Source organism: Soehngenia longivitae, assembly GCF_004684055.1.
Lineage (GTDB): Bacteria > Bacillota > Clostridia > Tissierellales > Tissierellaceae > Soehngenia > Soehngenia longivitae.
Genome location: NZ_SRIB01000005.1, coordinates 15,586 through 37,431 on the forward strand (window position 1 = coordinate 15,586; position 21,846 = coordinate 37,431).

Consider the following 21,846-nt stretch of genomic DNA (forward strand, 5'->3'; position numbering starts at 1 on the left):
ATGGCATTAGTGCCAATTGTTGTTGAACAAACAAATAGAGGAGAAAGGTCTTATGATATTTATTCAAGACTTTTAAAAGATAGAATCATCATGCTTGGCAGTGAAATAAATGATCAAGTAGCAGAACTAGTAGTTGCCCAAATGTTATTTTTAGAAGCTGAAGACCCAGAAAAAGATATTCAACTTTATATAAATAGCCCAGGGGGTTCTGTAAGTGCAGGCTTTGCAATTTACGATACTATGCAATATATAAAGCCTGATGTTGCTACTATTTGTGTAGGTAGAGCTGCAAGCATGGGAGCTTTTCTTTTAGCAGCAGGACAAAAGGGAAAGAGATTTGCATTACCAAATGCTGATATCATGATACATCAGCCACTTGGAGGTGCTCAAGGTCAAGCTGAAGACATTAGAATTCAAGCTGAGAAGATAATAGAGATAAGGGAAAGAATTAACCGTATATTGTCTGAAAGGACAGGACAACCTTTAGAGAGAATAGCAAAAGACACTGATAGAGATTATTATATGAGTGCCTATGAGGCTGTAAAATACGGGATTATAGATTCAGTGATGGAGAAAAGAAATTAGAGGTGATTGGATGGCTAAAATTGATGATAAGCAACTTAGATGTTCATTTTGTGGGAAATCTCAAAATGAAGTCAAGAGACTTATAGCTGGCCCAAATGTTTATATATGTAACGAGTGCGTTGAATTATGTCAAGATATTATCGAAGAAGAATTCATAGATTATGAATACGACTACGATTTCGAGGATCTACCAAAACCTTCTAGCATAAAAGCAAGTTTAGATGAATATGTGATTCAGCAGGATAGAGCAAAAAAAGCTCTTTCAGTTGCTGTGTATAATCATTATAAGAGAATAAACAAAAAAACAAGTAAAAAAGATGATATAGAAATTCAAAAAAGCAATATTTTGATGATAGGACCAACTGGTTCTGGCAAGACATTATTGGCTCAAACGTTGGCAAAGATATTAAATGTTCCTTTTGCCATAGCTGATGCTACAGCATTAACAGAGGCTGGTTATGTTGGGGAAGATGTAGAGAACATAATCCTTAAACTCATTCAGGCAGCTGATTATGACATCGAAAGAGCAGAGAAAGGAATTATTTATATTGATGAAATTGACAAAATTTCAAGAAAATCAGAGAACCCATCAATAACAAGAGATGTAAGTGGAGAGGGTGTGCAACAAGCTCTATTGAAAATATTAGAAGGAACAGTTGCAAATGTACCTCCTCAAGGTGGAAGAAAACATCCACATCAGGAATTCATTCAAGTTGACACATCAAATATATTGTTTATTGTCGGTGGAGCATTTGATGGGTTAGAGAAGATCATTCAATCGAGAGTAGGTAAAAAATCTCTTGGATTTGGTGCAGAGATAAATACAAAAGAACAAAATATAGCAAAACTATTGAACAAAATTCAACCAGAAGATTTGATGAAATATGGCCTTATTCCTGAGTTTGTTGGGAGATTACCTGTGACAGTTACTCTGGAAGAATTGGATGAAGAAGCTTTAGTTAGAATTTTAACTGAACCTAAAAACGCTATTGTGAAACAATATAAAGAGCTTTTCAGCATTGATGGAGTTGAACTAGAATTTGAAGATCAGGCATTAAGAACAATTGCAAAGAAAGCTATTGAGAGAAAAACAGGCGCTAGAGGTTTAAGAAGTATCATTGAAGAAAAAATGATAGATATAATGTATGAAATACCTGATAGAGAAGACATAGTTAAGTGTGTTATTACAAAAGAAACTATTGAAAATGATCAAGGACCTACATTAGTTTTCTCAGAGAAAAAGACCAAAATCAATAAGAAGAGCAACAAAGAATCTGCATCATAAAGGCTCACTAATGTGGGCTTTTATTTTGCTAAAAAGAGGTGAACAACTTGGATAAAATATATACGATAGTAGAAAAAACACTTCCCTTAATACCCTTAAGAGGAGTTTCAATATTTCCTTATATGGTAATACATTTTGATGTGGGCAGAGAAAAATCCATACAAGCTCTTGAACATGCGATGATGACAGATTCAATGATCGTACTTTCAACTCAAAGAGACCCAAAAATCGATGATCCAACAGAGGATGATTTTTATGATGTTGGCACTGTGGCCAATGTAAAGCAGATGTTAAAACTTCCAGGAGGAAGCATTAGAGTTTTAGTAGAGGGTTTAAATAGATGTAAAATAAAAGAATGTGTAAAAACTGAACCATTTTTTGAAGTCATACTTGATGAATATATCTACAACCCAGATAAAGTAGAACAAACTCCTGAAATAGAAGCTGCGATGAGATTAATAATGAATGATTTAGAGGATTATTTAGCATTAAATCCTAAAATTTCTCAAGAGTTGCTGACTACTGTCGAAGATATTGAGGATCCTGGGAGATTTGCAGATGTAATAGCAAGCTACATTTTCTTAAAGCAAGAAGATGACCAATCGATATTAGAAACTTTTGATATATCTGAGAGATTAGAAATTTTACACAAGATATTGCAAGCAGAAATAGAGTTGTTAAGAATTGAAGATAAGATAAATCAAAGAGTTAGGAAACAAATAAGTAAAGTTCAAAAAGAGTATTATCTAAGAGAGCAATTGAAAGCGATACAAAAAGAGCTAGGGGAAGAAGAAGATTATTCATCTGAAATTGAAGAGTATAAAGAAAAAATAAGAAAAGCTAAGATGAGTAAAGAGGCAGAAGAGAAAGCTCTTAAAGAAGTAGAAAGACTATCTAAGATGCCAAGTTATTCTGCGGAAGTAGGGGTTATCAGAACTTATATAGATTGGCTTATTGACCTACCTTGGGCTAAAGAAACAAAAGAAAAAATAGATATAAAAAAGGCAAGAAATATATTAGATGAAGATCATTATGGCCTAGATGATGTAAAAGAAAGGATACTTGAATTTATTGCTGTTAAAAAATTGACAGGAACATTAAAAGGACCGATTCTCTGTTTAGTTGGACCTCCTGGAGTTGGGAAAACATCTATAGCAAAATCAATTGCAAAAGCATTAAATAGAAATTTTGTGAGGATGTCCTTAGGAGGAGTTCGCGATGAGGCAGAAATTAGAGGACATAGAAGAACATATGTGGGAAGTATGCCTGGCAGGATAATATCATCAATAAAAAAATCAGGTACTAAAAATCCAGTATTTTTATTAGATGAAGTAGATAAACTAGCTAATGATTTCAGGGGAGATCCAGCGAGTGCATTGTTGGAAGTGTTGGACCCAGAGCAGAATTCAACTTTTACCGATCATTATCTAGAAGTTGCATTTGATTTGTCAAAAGTAATGTTTATAACTACAGCAAATACTACTGCTACAATTCCGCAAGCATTGTTGGACAGAATGGAAGTAATTAGAATTAGTGGTTATACAGAAGAAGAAAAATATGAAATAGCTCGTAGACATTTGATACCGAAACAACTAAAAGACCATGGACTTTCGCTAGAAAATCTTTCAATTTCAGATCAAGCTTTAAGAATTGTAATTAGCAATTATACGCGAGAGGCCGGTGTTAGAAATCTCGAAAGAAATATTGCTAATTTATGTAGAAAAGCAGCAAAAAAAATTGTTGAAATAAAGACTAAAAAAGTATCAATTAATGCAAATAATCTTGACAAATATTTGGGACCTCCTAGATTTAGATTTGACACTGTAAAAGATGAAGACTTAGTTGGGGTGGTTAATGGTTTAGCATGGACAGAGGTTGGTGGCGATACATTAAGTGTTGAGGCCATCGTTATGAAAGGAAAAGGCAGTATTCAGCTAACAGGTCAACTTGGAGATGTAATGAAAGAATCTGCAATGGCTGGTATAAGCTATATTAGAGCAAATGCCGAAAAGTTTGGAATTGATCCTTACTTTTATAAAGACTACGATATACACATTCATGTACCAGAAGGAGCAATACCAAAAGATGGTCCGTCAGCTGGGGTTACGATGGCAACGGCTGTAATATCAGCACTTAAAAATGTAAAAGTAAAGAAAGATGTCGCTATGACTGGGGAAATTACTTTAAGAGGTATAGTACTTCCGGTTGGTGGAATTAAAGAGAAAGTTCTTGCAGCTCATAGAATGGGGATAAAAATGATTATATTGCCAGAAGATAACAAAATAGATTTAAATGAGATACCTGATAGAGTTAAGAAAAGCATAGAATTTGTATTCGTCAAAAAATTAGATGATGTTTTAGAGAGGGCATTGCTCATTGCAGATGGTGGTAAAGATGAAAGTAACTAAATCAGAGCTTGAAAGAATAGCTGTAGATAGAGAACATTATCCTGAGAATGGATTGCCAGAGATTGCATTTGTTGGCAGGTCAAATGTAGGCAAATCTTCACTTATAAATGCTTTATTAAACAGGAAAAATTTAGCAAGAACTAGCAGCAAACCAGGGAAAACTAGAACTATTAATTTTTATTTAGTAAATGATATGATTCGATTTGTTGACCTGCCTGGATATGGGTATGCTGGAGTTTCATTTTCAGAAAGAAATAAATGGGCAGACATTGTTAATGAGTACCTTTTTAAAAGACCAAATCTAAGAGCTATTATAATGATAGTGGACATTAGACATGAGCCGACTGAGAAGGACTTAATTATGTATGAGTTTTTAAAAGCTTATGATTATACTAGCATAGTGGTTGCTACAAAAGCAGATAAAATATCTAAGGGAAAATGGCAAAGCAATTTAAAGATAATAAGAAATAAGATGAATCTAAAAGATGAGACTTTGCTGATACCTATATCTTCTAGTGACAAAATAAATATTGATAAGCTTTGGGAAGTAATAGATGGGTTGGTATAACAAACAAAAGACCAGTATCTAGTACTGGTCTTTCTTAATTATTCTTTTTCAAACATATCCTTTGTAGCGCCACAAACAGGGCAAACCCAATCATCAGGAAGATCTTCAAAAGCTACACCAGGAGCAATTCCTCCATCTGGATCTCCTTCAGCAGGATCATAAACATAACCACAAGGACCACAAACCCATCTTTCCATATAAATTCTCCTTTCATAATAAATTTATTATTTAGTTGTATTATATCATAGCTTAAATAAAAATAATATTACAATTTCAATATATAGAGATTATATACGACAAATATGGGTAAAATACATATGAATACAAGAATGGAAGTGGTGAAGATGAACTATATTTATAAAAGCGCAGTTTGTAGTGATTTAGAATATATAAGATCTTTTATAGATAGGACTATTAAGACTTTAAACTGTGTGATATCAAACAAAGAAGTATTATTTGATATCAAGGTTATTTTAAATGAATTGATTGTTAATGGTGCATTGCATGGAAATGAGTGCATGAAAGACAAATCTGTAAATCTTACCATTACCTTATACGATAATAAATTAACGATAGAAGTTGAAGACGAAGGCAAAGGCATTTCATATGATTTTGAAGAATATAATCCATTTGATTTTAAGTCATGGGGCAGAGGATTAGTGCTTGTGAAAGGTCTATCAGATGAGTTTATAGTTGAAAATAATCGTGCTATATCAATTAAGAAGCTTTGCTGATATTGTTATAATAATATCAGCTTTTTTAGTTTATACTTATTTTTTTATCTTTTCTATATTCTCCATGAAACCTTTTATGTAAGTTTTAGAATTTTTTTCGATTTATTTAAATTAATTTTTTTTTGTTTCTTTTTAACTTGCATTTAGCGGGTTATATGGAATTATTAAATTTTGGTTTAAATTATTATGTATTTATGGTAAACTATTAAGGTTAGGAATAAATAATTTTATAAGAACTTTTAGGAAGGAAATGTAACATATGAAAAGAGAAGACATTAGAAATATTGCAATAATTGCCCATGTTGATCATGGAAAGACTACATTAGTAGATAGTTTATTGAGACAATCTGGAGTATTTAGACTAAATCAAGTAGTAGAAGAAAGAGTTATGGACTCAAACGACATCGAGAAAGAAAGAGGAATTACCATTTTATCAAAAAATACTGCTGTTAATTATAATGGTACAAAAATAAATATTGTGGATACTCCTGGCCACGCTGATTTCGGTGGAGAGGTAGAGAGGGTTCTTAAAATGGTAAACGGAGTAGTACTATTGGTTGACGCATTTGAAGGTCCTATGCCTCAGACAAAGTTCGTACTAAAGAAAGCATTGGAATTAAAATTACCAGTAATCGTGGCTATCAATAAAATAGATAGATTAGATGCAAGACCTGATGAAGTTATTGATGAAATATTAGATTTATTTATAGAATTAGGTGCAGACGATAAGCAATTGGAAGTTCCATTCGTATTTATTTCTGCTAAACAAGGTACTGCTACTTTAGATGTGAAAAATCCTAAAGAAGATATGAAAGATTTATTTGAAACCATTTTAAACTTTATTCCAGCTCCTGAAGGAGATGAGAATGGTAAAGGACAAGTTTTAATATCAACCATTGATTATAATGACTACCAAGGGAGAATAGGAATTGGTAAAATAGAAAGAGGAGAGTTGAGAATAAATCAGGAAATTTTTGTAGTTAATTATGCACATCCTGAGAAAAAGGAGAAAGCAAGGATTTCAAAACTTTATGAATTTCAAGGCTTAAACAAAGTTGAGGTTGAAAGTGCAAAATTTGGAAGTATCGTTGCTATAACAGGACCTTCAGGTATTGAAGTAGGAGATACGATATGTGACGCTGAAGAAATAGAAGCTTTACCTTTTGTTAAAATTTCAGAACCCACTCTTTCTATGACTTTTAGTGTCAATGATAGCCCATTTGCGGGAAGAGAAGGGGAATTTGTGACTTCTAGGCAACTCAGGAATAGATTATTTAAAGAGTTACAAACTGATGTTAGTTTAAGAGTAGAGGAAACTGATAGCACTGATGCTTTTAAAGTATCCGGCAGAGGGGAGCTACATCTTTCGGTATTAATTGAAAATATGAGACGAGAGGGCTATGAGTTTCAGGTTTCTAAACCCGAAGTCTTATATAGAATGGTAAATGGGAAAAAACATGAGCCTATCGAAAGGGTAATAATAGATGTAAGTGTTGATTTTATAGGCATCGTAATTGAGAAACTAGGGCAACGAAAAGGAGAATTAGTTAGCATATCAGATAATTCATCTGGGTATTCAAGGTTAGAATTTTTAATTCCTGCAAGGGGACTAATTGGATATAGACAAGAATTTTTAAGTGATACAAAGGGAAATGGCATTTTGAATTCAATATTTGAAGGGTATGAACCTTACAAAGGAGATATTCCAAAACGAAAGCTTGGATCACTGATAGCATTTGAGACCGGAGAAGCTACTGCTTATGGATTATATCAGGCTCAAGATCGAGGGACTCTTTTCATAACACCTGGAACAGAAGTTTATGAAGGAATGGTAGTAGGATCAAACCCTAAAGGCCTAGACATAGAAGTAAATGTTACAAGAAAAAAACAACAATCAAATATAAGAGCTGCAGGCTCTGATGAAGCACTTAGATTGTCACCTGCTAAATTTTTATCATTAGAGGAAGCTTTAGAGTTTATTGATAACGATGAATTAATTGAAGTAACACCTAAGAATTTTAGAATTAGAAAGAGAATTCTTGATTCAAATTTAAGATACAAATCTAAAAAGTAATTAATATTTGAGGTGCATTTATGAACGATTTCGCATCAGCTTATTTTTTAATATTTTCTAATCTGTTTTGGATTAATTTGATACTCGCAGTGGTATTGGTTATCTTTGAAAGAAAGAATCCTACATCTACGTGGTTATGGCTGATGGTGTTGTTCTTTTTCCCTGTTGTTGGTTTCCTCTTTTATTTAATTGTTGGCCAAGACTTATCAAAGAAAAAAATATTTAAAATTAAAGCAGACGAAGATGATTGCTTCGAAGAAATGGTTAAGGAGCAAGAAGAATTATTTAACTCTAAAGAATTTAGAGAAGAAAATTCTGAATACTTCACATATGAAGACATTATTAACTTGCATTTAAAAGGTGATAAATCGATATTCACTTATCAAAATGATGTGGAATTAATTTTTGATGGACATGATAAATTTAAAGAACTCTTTGAAAGCATAAATAAAGCTAAAAACTACATTTATATTGAGTATTATATATTTAAAAGCGATCATATTGGAAGTGAATTTCTAGATATCTTAACTAAAAAAGCAAACGAAGGCATTGAAGTTAAGCTGTTAGTTGATGGTATGGGTGGAAGAAAACTATCAAAGAAATCTTTAGAGCCATTAAAACAAGCAGGTGGAGAAGTAGCTTTTTTCTTCCCATCAATTATTCCTTTTGTAAACACTAGAGTAAATTATAGAAATCATAGAAAGATATGTATAATAGACGGAAAAGAAGCTTTTCTAGGAGGGTTTAATGTTGGAGATGAGTATTTAGGGCTATCTAAAAAATTTGGTAATTGGAGAGATACTCATATTAAGTTAAAGGGAGAAGCAATAAGTTTTATTTTATGGCAATTCTTTGTTGATTGGAGATTTGCCACTAAAAATGAACTTAAAGGGTGTCAGACATATATAGACAATCCTAATAGTTCTAAAACAGGCATTCAAATTGTTAGCAGTGGTCCAGATTCTAAATGGCCGGGTATAAAAGATGGATATTTCAAAATGATATCTAATGCAAAACATAAATTATATATTGAATCGCCTTATTTTATACCGGACGATAGTATATTTGAAGCCTTAAAAATTGCAAGCCTTTCAGGAGTAGATGTTAGAGTAATGGTACCCAATAAGCCAGATCATCCTTTTGTATATTGGGCAGGTACTAGTTATATGGGAGAACTCTTGGAAGCTGGGGTTAAGTTTTACACTTATCAAAAGGGCTTTTTACATTCAAAAGTACTGATAATGGATGATTTTGTTTCTTCTGTGGGAACAGCTAACTTAGATATAAGAAGCTTTAAGTTGAATTTTGAGATAAATGCATTTATTTACAGTAAAGACATAAATGAAAAATTAACAAAAAGATTTATAGATGACTTTAAAAATTGTAAAGAGATAACATTGGAAGAATACAACAAAAGATCGAATATAATAAAAATAAAAGAATCTTTCTCAAGACTACTTTCATCAATATTATAAAGCTCAGCAATTGCTGAGCTTTATAATATTTATTAAAATTTTTCAGTTGATAGTCTAATTATTTCTAGTATAGTTTCAACAGCTTTTTCCATGCTTTGAATTGGTATATACTCATATTTACCATGGAAATTGAACCCACCTGTAAATATATTAGGGCAAGGTAATCCCATGAATGATAGTCTAGCTCCATCGGTGCCACCTCTAATAGGCTGAATTTTTGGGGTTATTCCAATGTTTTCCATAGCTTCTTTTGCAAGGTCGATGATGAACATTTTAGGTTCAATCATTTCTTTCATGTTATAATATGAATCTTTTAATTCTAAAGTGATTATATCACCATATTTCTTATTTAAAAAATCAACGGTTTCTTGCAATAATCTCTTTTTATTTTCAAATAATTCTCTTGAATGATCCCTTATAATATAAGAGATGGTAGTGTTTTCTACTGTGCCATTAATATTTGTCAAATGATAGAATCCTTCGTATTTTTCAGTGTATTCAGGCCTTCCATTTACAGGGAGCATAGAATTTAATTCCATGGCTATTAACGCTGAATTAACCATTTTATTTTTTGCACTACCGGGATGGACATTTCTTCCTTGTATCGTTATTTTTGCACTGGCTGCATTGAAGTTTTCATATTCTAATTCTCCAATAGGTCCACCATCAAGGGTGTATGCAAAGGAAGCACCAAATTTCTTCACATCAAATAAATCTGCTCCTCTTCCTATTTCTTCATCTGGGGTAAAAGCGATTCTTATTTTTCCATGTATAATCTCAGGATGAGAGAGTAAATATTCCATAGCAGTAATTATTTCAGCTATTCCCGCTTTGTCATCTGCACCAAGAAGAGTTGTTCCATCTGTAGTTATCAAATCTAATCCTATATTTTCTAGTAGCTCAGGAAAATCTAAAGGAGACAAAACTATACCTGTTTCTTCATTTAGGACAATATCCTTTCCATCATAGTTTTTTATGATCTTTGGATTTACATTTTTTCCTGACATGTCTGGGCTAGTATCCATATGAGCAATAAAACCTATTACAGGTAAATCCTTTTTAGTATTTGCAGGACATGTGGCCATTACATAGCCGTTTTCATCCACTTCCACTTCAGCTAGTCCTATTTCTTTTAATTCATCAGCAATTTTTTTGGCAAACTCTAGTTGAGTTTTTGTACTAGGACAAGTTGGAGAATTTTCATCTGATGTTGTTTCAATTTTTACATAGTTTAAAAAGCGTTCTGTTAAATTTTGCAATTTCATCCCTCCTCACATTTATTTTATATCAATCTATTGTATAAGTATATCTTTTTTTATATTATATAAGAAAGTATAAAGAAAATGGAGGAGTTATTATGAAAGTAAAGATATTAACAGATTCAGCAAGCGATTTACCAGAAGAAATAATTAAAGAGTATGATATAGACGTATTGCCAATGACTATAATAAAAGATGATAAGGAGTACAAAGACAGAGTAGACATATCACCTAAAGTTATTTTTGATGGGATGAGAAATAAGGAAGTTTTTAAAACTTCTCAAGTTACGCCAATTGCATTTGAAGAAAAGTTTGAGCAATACGCAAAACAAGGCATACCTGTAGTATATGTTGGTTTTTCATCTGAACTATCTGCAACCTATCAATCAAGCGTAATAGCGAAGGACAATGTTTTAACAAAATATCCTGAGGCAAAAATAGAAGTGATAGACACTTACGCAGCATCAGGTGGATTTGGACTTATTGTTTTAGAAGCAGCAAAGTTTGCAAGAGCAGGGAAAGAAGTTGATGAAATACTAGATAGGGTCAATTTGGCAAAAGAATCTATTGATCACATCTTTACTGTTGATGACATAGAGTATTTATACAGAGGTGGTAGAGTTTCTAGAACTTCTGCTGTATTAGGAGGGATGTTAAATATAAAACCTATACTTGAAGTAAAAGACGGTAAATTAATTCCATTAGAAAAAGTCAGGGGGAAAAACAAAGTATTTACGAGAATGGTAGAGTTGATGGAAGAAAGAAGCATAGATAAAGATTTTACAAATGCGACTATTTGCATAACTCATGGGGATGATCTAGAGGGTGCTCTTAAATTAAAGGAATTGATCGAAAAAAGATATAATGCTAAAAACTTTATCATAAACATGATAGGAGCAACTATTGGTGCGCATTCTGGTCCTGGAACGTTAGCATTGTTTTATCCTAAAACAAAACTTTAGCAATAACAAGCTTTAAAGTATAATAAATTATAGATAATATTCAAATTATTATATATATTAAAAACTTATTGAAATTCTATAAAGTTTAATATATAATCTGATTAACACCTAAATTGGTCAGAATATTCTTTCGAGTCCCAAAATAGGTATTGCAGGTGATTAAATAAAATAAAGGGGGATATTACATGAAAAGAAAAGGTATAGTGTTGATTTTGGTATTTACCATGGTGCTAACAATGCTAGCTGGTTGTACAACAAATGAAGAACCGACAACTCCGGAAGAACCGACAACAGAAGAACCAACTAGCGAAAAACCAACTAGCCCTACTGGTAGTTTAACAATTGGCAACACAACTGAATTGTCAGGGGACTGGGTTCCATATTGGCAAAATAATGCAGCAGATTATGATGTTTACAATTTCATAACAGCTTTATCAACAGTAGATATGACATTTGAAGGCGAATATTTGGTCAATGATACAGTAGTAGAAAAATATGAAACCACTGTAAATGACGATGGATCAAAGACTTATACATGGACTATCAAAGATGGTCTATTATATGATGATGGTACGCCAATTACTGCAAAAGACTATGTAGCAAGTGTGCTTTTATGGTCATCTTCAGTAATAGGTGAGATGGGAGCAAATAATGACTATGGTTATTACTTAAAGGGATGGAAAGAATATTCGACTGGAGCAACAAAAGAGTTCCCAGGGGTTAACCTAATTGATGATAAGACATTTGCCGTTACTATAGCTGCTGAAAACGTGCCATATTTCTTTGAACTTTACTTAGCAAAAGTCATACCAACTAAACTTTCATTCTGGACAGATGAAACTGTTGAAGTAAAAGATGATGGCAATGGTGCATATCTCTCAGAAAACTTTACAAAAGAAAACTTTGAAGAAAGACTCAATTTAGCAAGAAGAGAAGTACCTAGACCTTCAACTGGACCATATGTATTAAAGAGCTATGATGAAGCTGCTAAGACAGCAGTTTTGGAAGTAAATCCAAACTTCCCTGGCGATTATACTGGTCAAAAGCCATTAATTCAAACTGTGATCTACAAAAAGGTAAACCAAGAGACAGCACTTGATGAATTAGCTACAGGCTCTGTAGATTTACTATCAGGTATGGCTAGTGGCGATGAAATAAATGCAGGGCTTGATTTAGTTGAACAAGGTGGATTTGCATATACTGATTATCCACGTTCAGGTTATGGTAAAATTCAATTCCAATGCGATCATGGGCCAACACAATTTGTTGAAGTTAGACAAGCTATAGCTCACTTAATTGATAGAAACGACTTTGCTAAGGCATTTACTGGTGGATTTGGTTCTGTAGTAAATGGCCCTTATGGTGAATCAATGTGGTTCTATCAAGAGACTAAAGCAGAATTAAATCAAAAATTAAATCAATATCCATACAGCCTTGAATCAGCAAAAGAATTGTTAGACCAAGCTGGATTCAATCTTGATGCAAATGGGAATCCATATGAATCAGGAATTAGATATAAGAAAATGGATGATGGTACTTTAATGCCATTAATCATTGAATGGGCATCAAGTGAACAAAATGCAGTTTCTGATTTGCTAGTAGTTAAATTGCAAGAAAATCCAGATTTAGCAGCTGCTGGTATTCAAATAAATCAAACTGTAATGACATTTACTGAATTGTTGAATTATCTATACAGGGATCCAACTCAAGGTGCAAAATACGGAGTGCCAACATATCATATGTTTAACTTAGCAACTAATTACACTCCTGTATATGATCAATCAACAACATACACAACTGATCCAGTAATGTTTGAGCAAGGCTACAATACAAACTTTATTTTAGATGAAGAGCTAGATAGATTGTCTAAAGAAATGGTAAAAGTTGATCCTGAAGACAGAGAAACATTTAAACAAAAGTTTGTAGCATTTGCAGAAAGATGGAATTATTTGTTGCCAGATGTTCCATTGTATTCAAATATTTACCATGATTTCTACAATGAAAAATTAAAGGATTACAACATAAATTCATTAGTCGAAATTTCTAAAGCAATACTATACTCTTATGTAGCTGAATAATATAATTAAAAATTTAATATTTATTAAGAAATAGGGGGTTACCCCTATTTCTTAATCTAAAAGAATATTTTACCAATGTAAACCTATAAATTCTATGATACTACGATTTGATAAAATTATATTTAAGGCGGGGGAAAAATGATAAAGTACGTAGGAAAGCGAATCATGTATATGATATTAGTATTTTTTATCATGTCTATTGCACTCTTCTTTTTGTACAATTTGATTCCAGGAGATCCAGCGAGAGCTGAATTAGAACCTCTAAGAAACAAACTAACTGCAGAAGAGTATCAATACAGATATCAATTAGCAAGAGAAAGGTTAGGGCTTGACGATCCTATGCCTATTAGATATGCAAAGTGGATGAGTGGAGTTCTTCAAGGGGATTTTGGTATGTCATCCATATACAAAGCACCTGTTAGAGAAGTAATAGTTAGTCCGATGAAAATTACGGTTTTTATTAATATATTTTCAATAATCATTACTTTAGCTATAACTATACCACTTGGTATATTTACGGCTGTTAAGAAAAATTCAATATTTGACAAATCAGTGCAAGTATTGACGATTGTTGGATATAGCATTCCTGTTTTTATAATTGCACTATTATTTATATATCTTTTTGCAGTAAGATTGGGATGGTTCCCAGTTAGTGGACTTAATACTCCAAACTTCTCAGGTACTGCATGGGAAGAGTTTAAAGACACTATGTATCATTTAGCACTTCCATTAGGAGTACTGACAGTCGGATCATTAGGAGGATTAACAAGATATGTAAGAGCAGCAATGATAGACGCACTAAGTATGGACTACATAAGGACTGCAAGAGCTAAAGGTTTAAAAGAAAGAGTGGTTATATTTTCCCATGCTTGGAGAAATGCATTACTTCCTGTCATAACCTTGATTATAAGTTGGCTTATGAGTGTATTTGCTGGCTCACTCGTAATTGAAAGGATGTTTAACCTAAAAGGTATGGGAGACTTTTATATATCAGCTTTGACTAATCAAGATTATAATGTAGCAATGGCAATCCAATTATTTTATATAATTCTTGCTCTACTTGGGAACTTACTATCTGATTTAAGCTATGGTGTAGTCGATCCGAGAGTTAGAGTAAATAAATAAGGAGGAGAACTATGTCAAAAGATACAAATCAAAAGAAAAAAAAGCCTTCCCTCCTTAAGCGATTATTTGGCGGGAAAAGTGACATGTCAATATATGAAGAAGAACTAGTCCAAAGCCCTTTCAGAACTATAATATCGAATTTTAAAGATAATAAAGTAGCTATGACGGGCTTAATAGGGTTTTCTATTATACTTTTAATTGTCTTAATCGGACCATTTATATTTCCAATTACTACATCTTTTTCTGAAGTTTCTCAAATAAACGTAGCACCTGGGCTAGATATGATGGATGTACCTGAAGAACTTCAGGGAAATATAAAGCAAATCTCTATTGGACCAACTTTTTCTGTTGGCATTTCAAACAATGGAGATGTATATATATGGGGAAAAACGAAAATATCATCAGCTTTAGATGTTGCAAATATACCGGAAGATATGGGGAAAATAGTTCAAGTTTCTGCCGGGTTTGATCATATTATCTTTTTAAATGAAGATGGCAAATTATTCTTTTCAGGCAATAATAGGCAAAGGCAATCTACCCCTACTTATGAAGTTGAGAACCTCACTAATATAAAACAAATTGAAGCAGGTTATCAATCTTCTGTAGTAGTCACTGAAGATGGATATGTGTATTATTTTGGAAATTCAATGAACAATGATTATAACGAGAAGAATCCATATCAAGGGCAAATTGATAAAGTTGCTACTACGTCTGATGGAGTTATTGGATTAACTAAATCAGGAGAAGTAGTATATCTAGGCAATCAACAAAATGCATATACTAGATTTCCTGAAAATATGGGGAAAATAGTAGATATAGGGACAACTGCAAGCACTGTAGCTGCTGTCAATGAAAATGGAAAAGTTTTTGTATGGGGGAACATTTCAACTAATGGAGAAGGGAATCCTCCAGAATTAGACGAAAAAATTATTTCTATTCAAGGGGGAAGATACCACTATACAGCACTGACTGAAAGTGGAAGAATTGTTTCTTGGGGAGCTAATAATTATAAACAAACAGAAGTTCCACCAGAGCTAAAAGATGCAAAGGTTGTAAGCTATTTTACTGACTCTTATCAAAACTACGCAATTGATGAAAATAACAATCTTCATACTTGGGGATTAAAGGGATATCTTTTAGGCACTGATGAGCTTGGGAGAGATATTTTTTCTAGGTTAATAAACGGTGGGAGGATGTCAGTCTTTATTGGAGCGGTTGCTGTTGTCATATCAACCATAATCGGTATTGTTGTAGGAAGCGTTTCTGGATTTGTCGGAGGAAAAGTAGATATGGTACTGCAAAGAATTTCAGAAATGGTTTCTTCATTACCTTTCTTACCATTTGCGATGATATTGTCTTCACTGATTGGCAATAAAATACCTCCAAATCAAAGAGTATTTTTGATCATGGTAATCTTAGGACTTTTATCATGGCCAGGATTACAAAGACTTGTTAGAGCTCAAATACTATCGATTAGAGAACAAGAATATGTTACTGCTGCTAAATCAGTTGGTATAAAGCAAGTGAGTATCATTTTTAAACATATATTACCAAATGTTGTTTCTGTAATAATTGTTTCTGCAACTTTAGATTTTGCAACTAGTATGCTTACAGAAGCTACTTTATCCTACCTTGGATTTGGGGTACAAGCTCCTCAGCCAACATGGGGAAATATGCTATATGGTGCTAACAATAGTATAGTTATTCAAAATTACTGGTGGAGATGGGTATTTGCTTCCATTATTTTAGGTGTATGCGTTATTTGCATTAACTTAATTGGTGATGGATTAAGAGATGCGATTGACCCTAAATCTCAAGAACGTTAGGGGGAAGAATAGATGGCACTATTAGAAATTAGAGATCTTCACACATTTTTTAAAACAAAAAGAGGCATAGTAAAAGCAGTAAATGGTGTAACTTATTCAATAGATCAAGGAAGAACTTTAGGGCTTGTTGGCGAATCTGGAAGTGGGAAAAGTGTATCTGCAATGAGCATTATCAAGTTATTGGATGGTAATGGTTATATAGAAAGTGGAAAAATTATATTTGATGGTAAAAATTTAGCAGATGTACCTATTAGAGAAATGACTCATATAAGAGGGAATGATATTTCTGTTATTTTTCAAGAACCAATGACCTCTTTAAATCCAGTCTTTACTATAGAAAGGCAAGTAGCAGAGCCTTTTATAATACATCAGAAGATGAATAAAAAACAAGCTAATAAGGAAGTAGTAAATATGCTTTCTCTTGTTAAGATACCTAATCCTGAGTCAGTTGCAAAACAATATCCACATCAACTATCAGGAGGTATGAGGCAGAGAGTTATGATAGCGATGGCTTTGGCATGTATGCCTAAACTGTTGATAGCAGACGAACCTACTACAGCTCTTGATGTTACAATTCAAGCACAGATATTGAAACTAATGAATGACCTTAAAGCCCAAATAGGTACATCGATTTTATTTATTACTCACGACTTAGGAGTAATAAATCAAATGGCAGATGATGTTGCTGTAATGTATTGCGGGCAAGTAGTTGAGAAAGCACCAAGGAAAACAATTTTTGCAGATATTAGTAAATACATGCATCCTTATACTGAAGGGTTAATGTATTCTATTCCGAGGTTAGATACCGAAAAAGGGAAACGACTAGAAGCAATACCTGGTTCAGTGCCTCATCCATTGGATTTGCCAGTTGGATGTAAGTTCGCTCCAAGATGTAAATATGCTACTGACAAGTGCAAGAATGAAGAACCTGAACTACACACAGTAGAAAGTGATCATCAAATTAGATGCTTTTATCCACAGAAAGGGGTGAGAGCGAATGCCTAAAATAAAAGATGGTAAAAAAGTATTAATAAGAGTGGAAAATTTAAAACAGTATTTTCCTGTTAAAAAAGGAACTTTCTTTAGTCCTGAGCATTTGTTTGTTAGAGCCAATGAGGATATAACATTGGATATCTATGAAGGAGAGACTTTTGGACTAGTTGGCGAGAGCGGATGTGGTAAGTCAACACTAGGAAGAACTTTACTCCAATTATATGATCAAACAGATGGAAGAACATTATATTATGGAAGAAGTATTGAAGATATAGCTCCTAAATATGTTCTGGAAACATATAAGAATTTAGACAGAGAAGTAAAAGAACTTCATCAGCTAAGGCGTAAGGAGAATGAAGACAGAGAAAATTATGAAAAATTAGCTGATGAAAGTGAAAAATACAAAGCATTAGAAAAATATCGTGAAATTGAGAAAAAAGCGAGAAATAAATATCTAGATATTGTTGAACTCATAGGAGGCTTTTTAGTTGCAGATGATTTTTCAGAGATTTCAAAAGTGCTAACAAGCCAATATGAAGTAAAAATACAAGCTAAAGAGATAAGAGACAAAATAAGGGAATTGATGATCAAAGTTGAGGAGAAAAAAGCAAAAGGGAAGTCAACTGATAGCGATAATGAAAATATTGATAAATTAAGAAAAGAACTGGAAAATAAAGATAAGATTATTGCTGATTACGAAACAGAGATTATCAATCTTAAAACTAAGTATAAAGATCATCCTGACTTTGAAAAATATGAAAGCAAAAGAGACGATGGGATAAATTTAGCAAAATTAGATGAAGAAGAGATGAGAAAGCTCAGAAAAGATTTGCAACTCATATTCCAAGATCCTTATTCTTCTCTAAATCCTAGATTAACAGTAGGGCAGATTATATCAGAGGGTTTATTTGCGCACAATATGTTTCCTAAAAATAGTGAGCAAACACAAGAATACATTTTATCCACTATGGAAAAATGTGGGCTAGCTCCTTATTTTGTCCATAGATATCCTCATCAATTCTCTGGTGGACAAAGACAAAGAATTGGGATTGCTAGATCAGTTGCATTGAGCCCTAAGTTTATAGTATGTGATGAAGCTGTATCTGCACTAGATGTGTCTATACAATCTCAAATCATCAATCTATTGATAGATTTAAAAGAACAAGAAAACTTAACATATTTGTTTATCAGTCATGATTTGAGTGTAATAAGATATATCAGTGATAGAGTTGGAGTAATGTATCTAGGAAATATTGTTGAATTAGCTGATACTGAAGAAATATTTGAAAACATGATGCATCCTTATACTGAAGCACTGTTATCGGCAATACCAACTACTGACGCTGAAGGCACTAAAATAGAAGTGCTAGAAGGAGATATACCTAGCCCAATAAAGCCTCCTACTGGATGTAAATTCCATACAAGATGTAAGTATGCAACTGAAATTTGTTCACAAGTTCAACCTCAGTTCGAAGAAGCGAGACCAGGACATTTTGTTGCTTGTCATCATAAGTTGAATCAGAATAATTAAGAAATGATGTGATTTAATTGTTTTTTCAGAGTAAAATTGATCGTGCCTTTAAATGGTTAAATGAGAAAAACAATAAAGATGATAATGCAGAAGAAAAAGAGGATCTCGAATTAGAAAAAAAGGATATCTTGGCTATTATAATATCTGCAATTCTTGTTTTCTCACCCATTTTCATAGTATTAGGCTTAATCATATTTTTCGTATTAAGATTATAAATATCGGCACTTTGTGCCGATATTTAATTTGACAATGATTAATATAAGAAATATAATATCACAAAGCCTAGATTATGAATTAACTCATGGATTTAAAGGAGTGATTGTAATGAGTCATATTGCAGCATTTTTTGATATTGATGGAACAATATTTAGAAAGTCTTTAATGATAGAGCATTTTCGAAAATTAATTGCTTTTGAAATAGTGAGCCCAGAAATTTGGTATGCTAAGATTGAAAAGGCATACCTAGATTGGGAAAAGAGATATGGGGATTTCGAGGAATATCTTGAGATACTTGCGGAAGTATACGTACAAGAATTAAAAGGCATAAAAAAAGATTATATTGAGCTTATCGCAAAGCATGTAATAGAGTTAAACTGGGATATGGTGTATAAATATTCAAGAAGGCAAATTGAATGGCACAAAGAAAAGGGTCATTATATATTTTTTATTTCGGGTAGTCCAGATTTTTTAGTATCGGAGATGGCAAATAAATATGGAGCTACTGAGTATAGGGGATCTGTGTATTTGGTTGATGAAAACAATTGTTTTACAGGTGAACTGATCAAGATGTGGGATTCTGAAAGTAAAGAAAAAGCCCTCAGTGAAATAATCGGGAAATATGACGTAAATCTACCTGAGAGCTTTGCTTATGGCGATACATCTGGAGACTATTCTATGCTAAAACTAGTAGGAAATCCTATAACTATAAATCCAAATCTAGAACTTTTGAATATGATTAAAGATGATGAGTCTTTATCTGAGAAAATTCAAATAATAGTTGAAAGAAAGAATGTCATATACAAATTGACATCCGATGTTGAAATCATTTAAAATCTTTCATTCTATACAATTCATCTATAAACTCTGATTGTTTAACAATTGTTGAATCTAACACGTTATAACATGTAAGTACAAGTTCTTCTTTTGCTCTGGTCATACCTACATAGAATAATCTTCGTTCTTCTTCAAATTCTAAGGAGCTTCCTTCGTTTCTTAAATCTATGCTAGAAGAACTAGGAAATTGACCATTGATTAAGTCAATAATTATTACTTTATCAAATTCTAAGCCCTTTGCTCCATGAATTGTAGAAAGTGTTAGACTAGCTTTCTCTTGAGATGATTGTTTTATAACATTTTCTAAACCTGCCAATTTGAAACGGAATTCGTCAATTGTATTTGCATTTTCTGCTATTAACTTTAAGTAGAAAACCATTTGCATTATTGTCTCATATGTATATCCTAGCCTATTACAGTTTTCTTTTATGTAATCATTATAATTTAGATCAAAAACTATATAATCAATAGCATCTTTTATTGGTAGATTACATAATTTTTTAAAATCAAGTTCTAATTCTCTTATTCTGGTTTTATAAAACTCACTTAGACCAGGGTAAGATAATAAATTTGAGAACACATTTCCATTTTTAGTATTTGTATATGCCCAAGAAACCATTTTTTTAGAAATATAACCCTTTTTTTTATAATATATCTTTGAGTACGTATGAATATCTTTTGGGTTATGTGCAAATTCTATAAAAAAGAATATATCTCTTAACAACCAGTGATTAAAAAACTTTAATTTAAAATCTCGCATGTAAAATTTATAATTTTTCTTGTTTAAAAAATGAATTAACCCTATGGAAGACAAATTATTTCTGTAAAGTATTGCTATTGATTTATCTAAATTTTTATTTATATCTTCAATAATAAACCCATATTGATCTAAAATAGATTTAAATTTTAATATTTTTACAGGAGATTTATACGGATTGTTTGTAAAAATGTCTTTATCATATCTATTCACATTTTTTGAAATGAACGAATAACTTGCATCTACTATATTTTTTGATGAACGATAATTTTCTTTCAAATAATAAATACTACCATTTGGATATATCTTGTTAAATTCTAATAGTTGCTTTGGATATGCGCCTCGAAATCCATATATTGATTGATCATCATCAGCTACAATAAAAATATTGTTAGAAGGACTAGAAATCAGGTTTATGATTTTCAACTGAATAATTGATGTATCTTGCCCTTCATCAAGCTGTATAAAATCATACTTTTGCCTGTAATAATCCAATATTTTATTGTTGGTGGTTAAAATTTCATAAGTTTTCGACAACATATCATCAAAATCTATGTAATTATTTTCATTTTTGTACTTTTCATACATATAAAATATCTCAATGAAATTTTCTATATCTATTTTTTTGTGCTTAGTAAATTCTTCAGGCGTTATACACATATTTTTGATGTATCCTACATATGAAAAAAAATTTTCCAATTTTTCTTCTGTTATAATATTATTGTTGATACTCTTATAAATACTTGATATAAGTGCATATTTATTTACATTTGCGGATTCATCTTCTATTAAAGAATATCTTCGACTTTCCTTTTTTGCATGGGCACGAATAATTTCATAACAGAAAGCATGAATAGTCATAAATGGTGGAATTGTTGAGTTTTCATGGAAAAAAGTTTGATATCTTCTCTTCATATCTAAAGCTGAAGCTTTGCTGAATGTAATAGAAAGTATTTTATTTGGATTAATTTTTTTTGAGTTGATTAGATTATATATTCTATGAATTAAAACTGTTGTTTTCCCTGAACCTGGTACGGCTAATACTAAAGCAGGACCATATAAATGAGCGACTGCATACTTTTGTTCTTCACTTAATTGCATTTTATCCTCCTAAAAAACAATATTATATCTCT

Annotated in this window: 17 protein-coding genes; 14 read left to right on the top strand and 3 right to left on the bottom strand. The window is 32.2% G+C overall.

Going from position 1 to position 21,846, the window contains the following annotated elements:
- The 4 genes from clpP to yihA are packed head-to-tail and all read left to right on the top strand — an operon-like array spanning position 1 to position 4,846.
- Positions 1-585 (top strand): ATP-dependent Clp endopeptidase proteolytic subunit ClpP, encoded by a 585-nt coding sequence (gene clpP / locus E4100_RS04555; RefSeq protein WP_135270862.1) that lies wholly within the window; start codon positions 1-3, stop codon positions 583-585.
- A 10-nt stretch (positions 586-595) separates the two neighbouring features.
- Positions 596-1,870 (top strand): ATP-dependent Clp protease ATP-binding subunit ClpX, encoded by a 1,275-nt coding sequence (gene clpX / locus E4100_RS04560; protein WP_135270863.1) that lies wholly within the window; start codon positions 596-598, stop codon positions 1,868-1,870.
- A 47-nt stretch (positions 1,871-1,917) separates the two neighbouring features.
- Positions 1,918-4,278 carry an endopeptidase La gene (lon, locus tag E4100_RS04565; RefSeq protein WP_135270864.1) on the top strand — a complete coding sequence of 787 codons (2,361 nt, stop codon included), beginning with the start codon at positions 1,918-1,920 and terminating at the stop codon, positions 4,276-4,278.
- Positions 4,265-4,846, top strand: a complete 582-nt coding sequence (gene yihA / locus E4100_RS04570; protein ID WP_135270865.1) for a ribosome biogenesis GTP-binding protein YihA/YsxC — start codon at positions 4,265-4,267, stop codon at positions 4,844-4,846. Before lon ends, yihA begins: the two co-directional genes overlap by 14 nt.
- A 38-nt stretch (positions 4,847-4,884) precedes the next feature.
- Here the strand turns inward: yihA and rd are convergent, their stop codons facing one another.
- A complete protein-coding gene (rd, locus tag E4100_RS04575) occupies positions 4,885-5,043 on the bottom strand; it encodes a rubredoxin (RefSeq protein WP_135270866.1) in 159 nt (52 codons plus the stop codon).
- A 120-nt stretch (positions 5,044-5,163) separates the two neighbouring features.
- Here rd and E4100_RS04580 point away from each other — a divergent pair, with 120 nt between their 5' ends.
- The 3 genes from E4100_RS04580 (at position 5,164) to cls (ending at position 9,129) form a co-directional block, all read left to right on the top strand.
- A complete protein-coding gene (locus E4100_RS04580) occupies positions 5,164-5,580 on the top strand; it encodes an ATP-binding protein (RefSeq protein ID WP_167792076.1) in 417 nt (138 codons plus the stop codon).
- Positions 5,581-5,839: 259 nt separating this feature from the next.
- Positions 5,840-7,654, top strand: coding sequence for a translational GTPase TypA (typA, locus tag E4100_RS04585; RefSeq protein WP_135270868.1), 1,815 nt, complete (start codon positions 5,840-5,842; stop codon positions 7,652-7,654).
- Between the two features lie 20 nt (positions 7,655-7,674).
- Positions 7,675-9,129, top strand: a complete 1,455-nt coding sequence (cls, locus tag E4100_RS04590) for a cardiolipin synthase (protein ID WP_135270869.1) — start codon at positions 7,675-7,677, stop codon at positions 9,127-9,129.
- Positions 9,130-9,161: 32 nt separating this feature from the next.
- On the opposite strand, the gene pepT is transcribed toward cls, so the two are convergent.
- On the bottom strand, positions 9,162-10,388 hold the full coding sequence (gene pepT, locus E4100_RS04595; protein WP_135270870.1) for a peptidase T: 1,227 nt from the start codon (positions 10,386-10,388) through the stop codon (positions 9,162-9,164).
- Between the two features lie 98 nt (positions 10,389-10,486).
- Between pepT and E4100_RS04600 the strand changes: the two genes are divergently transcribed.
- The 7 genes from E4100_RS04600 (at position 10,487) to E4100_RS04630 (ending at position 19,953) form a co-directional block, all read left to right on the top strand.
- Positions 10,487-11,350: a DegV family protein gene (locus E4100_RS04600; RefSeq protein ID WP_135270871.1), complete on the top strand. Its 864-nt coding sequence runs from the start codon at positions 10,487-10,489 to the stop codon at positions 11,348-11,350.
- 185 nt (positions 11,351-11,535) lie between these two features.
- Positions 11,536-13,428: an ABC transporter substrate-binding protein gene (locus E4100_RS04605; RefSeq protein ID WP_135270872.1), complete on the top strand. Its 1,893-nt coding sequence runs from the start codon at positions 11,536-11,538 to the stop codon at positions 13,426-13,428.
- Between the two features lie 138 nt (positions 13,429-13,566).
- On the top strand, positions 13,567-14,553 hold the full coding sequence (locus E4100_RS04610; protein ID WP_135270873.1) for an ABC transporter permease: 987 nt from the start codon (positions 13,567-13,569) through the stop codon (positions 14,551-14,553).
- An 11-nt stretch (positions 14,554-14,564) separates the two neighbouring features.
- Entirely contained in the window at positions 14,565-16,379 is a 1,815-nt protein-coding gene (locus tag E4100_RS04615; RefSeq protein WP_135270874.1) for an ABC transporter permease subunit, read from the top strand.
- A 12-nt stretch (positions 16,380-16,391) separates the two neighbouring features.
- Positions 16,392-17,384 (top strand): ABC transporter ATP-binding protein, encoded by a 993-nt coding sequence (locus tag E4100_RS04620; protein WP_135270875.1) that lies wholly within the window; start codon positions 16,392-16,394, stop codon positions 17,382-17,384.
- Positions 17,377-18,903, top strand: coding sequence for an oligopeptide/dipeptide ABC transporter ATP-binding protein (locus E4100_RS09540; protein ID WP_135270876.1), 1,527 nt, complete (start codon positions 17,377-17,379; stop codon positions 18,901-18,903). The genes E4100_RS04620 and E4100_RS09540 overlap by 8 nt, the downstream gene beginning before the upstream one ends.
- 324 nt (positions 18,904-19,227) lie before the next feature.
- A complete protein-coding gene (locus E4100_RS04630) occupies positions 19,228-19,953 on the top strand; it encodes an HAD family hydrolase (protein WP_135270877.1) in 726 nt (241 codons plus the stop codon).
- On the opposite strand, the gene E4100_RS04635 is transcribed toward E4100_RS04630, so the two are convergent.
- On the bottom strand, positions 19,946-21,814 hold the full coding sequence (locus E4100_RS04635) for an ATP-dependent helicase (protein ID WP_135270878.1): 1,869 nt from the start codon (positions 21,812-21,814) through the stop codon (positions 19,946-19,948). The genes E4100_RS04630 and E4100_RS04635 overlap by 8 nt on opposite strands.
- Positions 21,815-21,846 lie beyond the last annotated feature (32 nt).